The 2,954-nt window shown below is 43.6% G+C and carries 2 protein-coding genes and 2 pseudogenes; all 4 read right to left on the bottom strand.

All coding sequences use genetic code 11. The annotated features are described in order from the left end of the window. A pseudogene (locus BK127_RS41860) lies at positions 1–187 on the bottom strand (group II intron reverse transcriptase/maturase); the annotation flags it as partial. A gap of 405 nt (positions 188–592) precedes the next feature. Continuing rightward, positions 593–1,264 (bottom strand): annotated as a pseudogene (locus tag BK127_RS41855) (IS6 family transposase). 318 nt (positions 1,265–1,582) lie between these two features. Further along, positions 1,583–1,957 carry a DMT family transporter gene (locus tag BK127_RS41850; protein ID WP_076238532.1) on the bottom strand — a complete coding sequence of 125 codons (375 nt, stop codon included), beginning with the start codon at positions 1,955–1,957 and terminating at the stop codon, positions 1,583–1,585. Next, positions 1,957–2,508: a TetR/AcrR family transcriptional regulator gene (locus BK127_RS41845; protein ID WP_076238531.1), complete on the bottom strand. Its 552-nt coding sequence runs from the start codon at positions 2,506–2,508 to the stop codon at positions 1,957–1,959. The genes BK127_RS41850 and BK127_RS41845 overlap by 1 nt, the downstream gene beginning before the upstream one ends. Positions 2,509–2,954 lie beyond the last annotated feature (446 nt).

Here is a 2,954-nt window from a genome sequence, read left to right as displayed (position 1 = left end):
CTCCGTGGTTGCGTTTGACCTGCTTGTACGCCCGGTTCAGATTGTCTCTGTTCAGGATGCGTTCCATCAGATCCTTTGCACCGTCTCTTTCTCTTCCTTCCCGAGCTTCGATGCTCCGCACTCCTGCATACCCTTCGCGTTCCACGCTATCTCTTTGCCGGCAGTCCTTTCGGTATTCTGCTTTCATCGCATCGATTCTCCTTCCAGTCTGTACTCGAGACTTACGATTGTTCAGCCCTTCCGCTTGCCGCTGACGCGGCTCGCGTACTATGGCATCTGCTGACTTCTCACAGCAAGCTTTACTCCATGTTTCGGATTTTTTTTCCTACTTCATGTCTGTGAGACCTCCCCGGGTAAGAGCGATAACTTTCCCCTCATCCATCTGCCACATCTACATGATGAGATTCGGGCAGTATTGGACTTTGCTTTGGTATGCAAGCTCATCCGTCTCACCATGCCTTATTATGTGATTTCTGTTCGTCAGACCGAGGGTTTGCCTCTGGCTTCCTTCAGATTCGGCCTCACGACCGACACCCTTGCCTTCAGCTAACAGTTCCTACTGCCAAGCCTGTAGTGGACTTTCACCACCGAGTTATCGCCCATGCCGGGCGCACACATCAGAAAGAGCAGTCGAATGCTTATATTCGACCTGCCCTTTCTTTATCATGTGCATGACTTCGATTCCCGCGATGGTTTTCTTGATCTTGTTCAATTATATTGTTAAGATACTTCTGTTGTCGCAGCAATGTTTCTTGTTTCATAGCTTTTTCGTCCTTTAGTTGCTGGACTGTGGCAGGGTACGCGGGATTTTTATCAACGGTGATTACGCGAGGCGATTGATTGTGCGGTGATGCCATTGCTTTCTTGAAAATCGTTTAGCGGCGTGAATGTCTCGATTTTCAGATAGTATGAAATCAAGCGTGCTGCCGCTTGAATCCACGGCTCTGTAAAGATATTTCCATTGTCCTTTAACTTTAATATAGGTCTCATCCGTACGGAATGAATCGTTAGTCGACTTCAAATAGGGACGAATTCGCTTGTCTAGTTCCGGTCCAAACTGATGAGCCCATCGCATAATGGTTGTATGAGCCATATGTAGTCCTCGTTCTTCCATCATTTCTACTAGATTACGATAACTGAGGCTGTATTTTAAATACCATCCTATGGTTAGTAAGATAATCTCTGATTCAAATTGCTTGAACTTAAACAAATCTAATTCCGTTTTCAAAATAAGTACCCTATCCCTTGTCTTTATCTCAATCATGCTATCATGGATTAGAACTTTGCATCACAGAGGATGAAAATGGATAAAATCTGTCAATACTTCTACTGTGGCTGGGAGAAGAAGGTCTATTAACTATGGTGCCATTAGAGCCCAACCGTTAGTCTGACTCCAACCATCACGGTGCATCACAGACTGTCGCACCCAATATGGGTAGCACTTATGGGAGATTAATCCTTTTTGACTGGTTGCACCAGCCTTACCTTTGTTTTTCGAAGTAAGATGCGTTAACTACCGCCAAACTCCATAAGCATCAATATAAATCCTCTGTTAGTTAAGAACAGCCAACCGATTGGTGCTTCACTTATTCTGTACAATTGAGCTTGCAGATTCTGTCGCACCCTTTTCTTCTCCGTGTCCAGCACCGAATAAGTTTAATACCACTACTCCAATAACAATCAATGCGATTCCGACGACGCTTCCTGTGTTTATTTTTTCTTTCCAAATCAATACAGAAATAAGCGCCGTTGCTACTGCTCCTACTCCTGACCAGATCGCGTAAGTCATGTTTAAGGGAAGTGTTTTAAGAGCAAGTGAGATAAAATAGAACGAGGTTACAAAGGCAACAATCGTGAATAGAGTGGGATATAGTTTAGTAAAACCTTGTGATGCCTTAAGCATCGATGTACCGATCAACTCACCAATGATAGAGATTGCCAAGAATAAATATGCCATCACTTTACCTCCTGTATACTTACTTTTAACTGTTCAATTACCTTTTGCCTTAAGTCTGATTTTGGTGGGGCCAGACCAAACATTTCAGCAAACCAAATACCATCTATTGCTAAACGAACAAGCGTAGCGCGAACGGGGTCTAATTCATCATTCTCGATTTTATTCTGAATCTCAGAATATTCGTATTGTAACCGTTGCAGCATTTCAGGATTAGTAAATTGAGCAGCAGAAATCGCCGTATAAAGATCATTCACATCGCTCTCTCCGAAAAACGATGTTTCGATATAAGACCTCGTCCACTTCCCTTTAGAGTGTGGATCGTCATTTGCCCTCTTATTAAACCCTTCGACAAAGTGATTGGATAACTGCTCAATCACACCTAGAATCAAAGAATCTTTATTTGGGAAATGATATAGCAAGCCCCCCTTACTGATGCCCGCCTTTTGGGCAACGGCCTCTAATGTTAACTTTTCCACACCTTCTTCACTTACAATTTGCGAAACCGTTTTAAGGATCAGTTCTCTCTTCAAATCTCTTTTTTTTGTTTTCATATTATATCACCCTTAATTATTATACCGTCCAGACGGTTTTATTTCAAGCTGGTAATATTAACTGCCGTTGCGCTATCCTGCCCGTTCGTATTATGAGGTCACCAGATCTTTCTGGTAGACCTTATTTTTGTGTGGTCGTAAGATAGCGGTAGCCGGGGATCGAACGTTTCTGCCCGTGGGAGCTAGATCCCGAGAGCTATACAGTTCACCCCCCCTACTTGTTAAACCATGATTAGGCTGGTTGGGACCATGATCCCGAATCACATGCGATAATGTGGACGACAAGAAGGTTAGGGGTTGCCGGTGAAAATTATAATGGGAGTGATTATGTGAACCCTGTCATTGGTTTGGATCTGTCCAAAGGGGAAAGTCACGCGCAAGCTTTTGCAGACAGAGGAACGCCCTATGGCAAGATTTTTCGTTTTAATCATGATCTTGATGGACTT

It is taken from the genome of Paenibacillus sp. FSL H7-0331 (assembly GCF_001956045.1).
This window is presented reverse-complemented; position numbering and strand designations above follow the sequence as displayed.

Bases quoted from the DNA above. Each gene is read 5' to 3' on its own strand.
- BK127_RS41845 (WP_076238531.1), bottom strand. From the start codon at position 2,508: ATGAAAACAAAAAAAAGAGATTTGAAGAGAGAACTGATCCTTAAAACG.
- BK127_RS41850 (WP_076238532.1), bottom strand. From the start codon at position 1,957: ATGGCATATTTATTCTTGGCAATCTCTATCATTGGTGAGTTGATCGGT.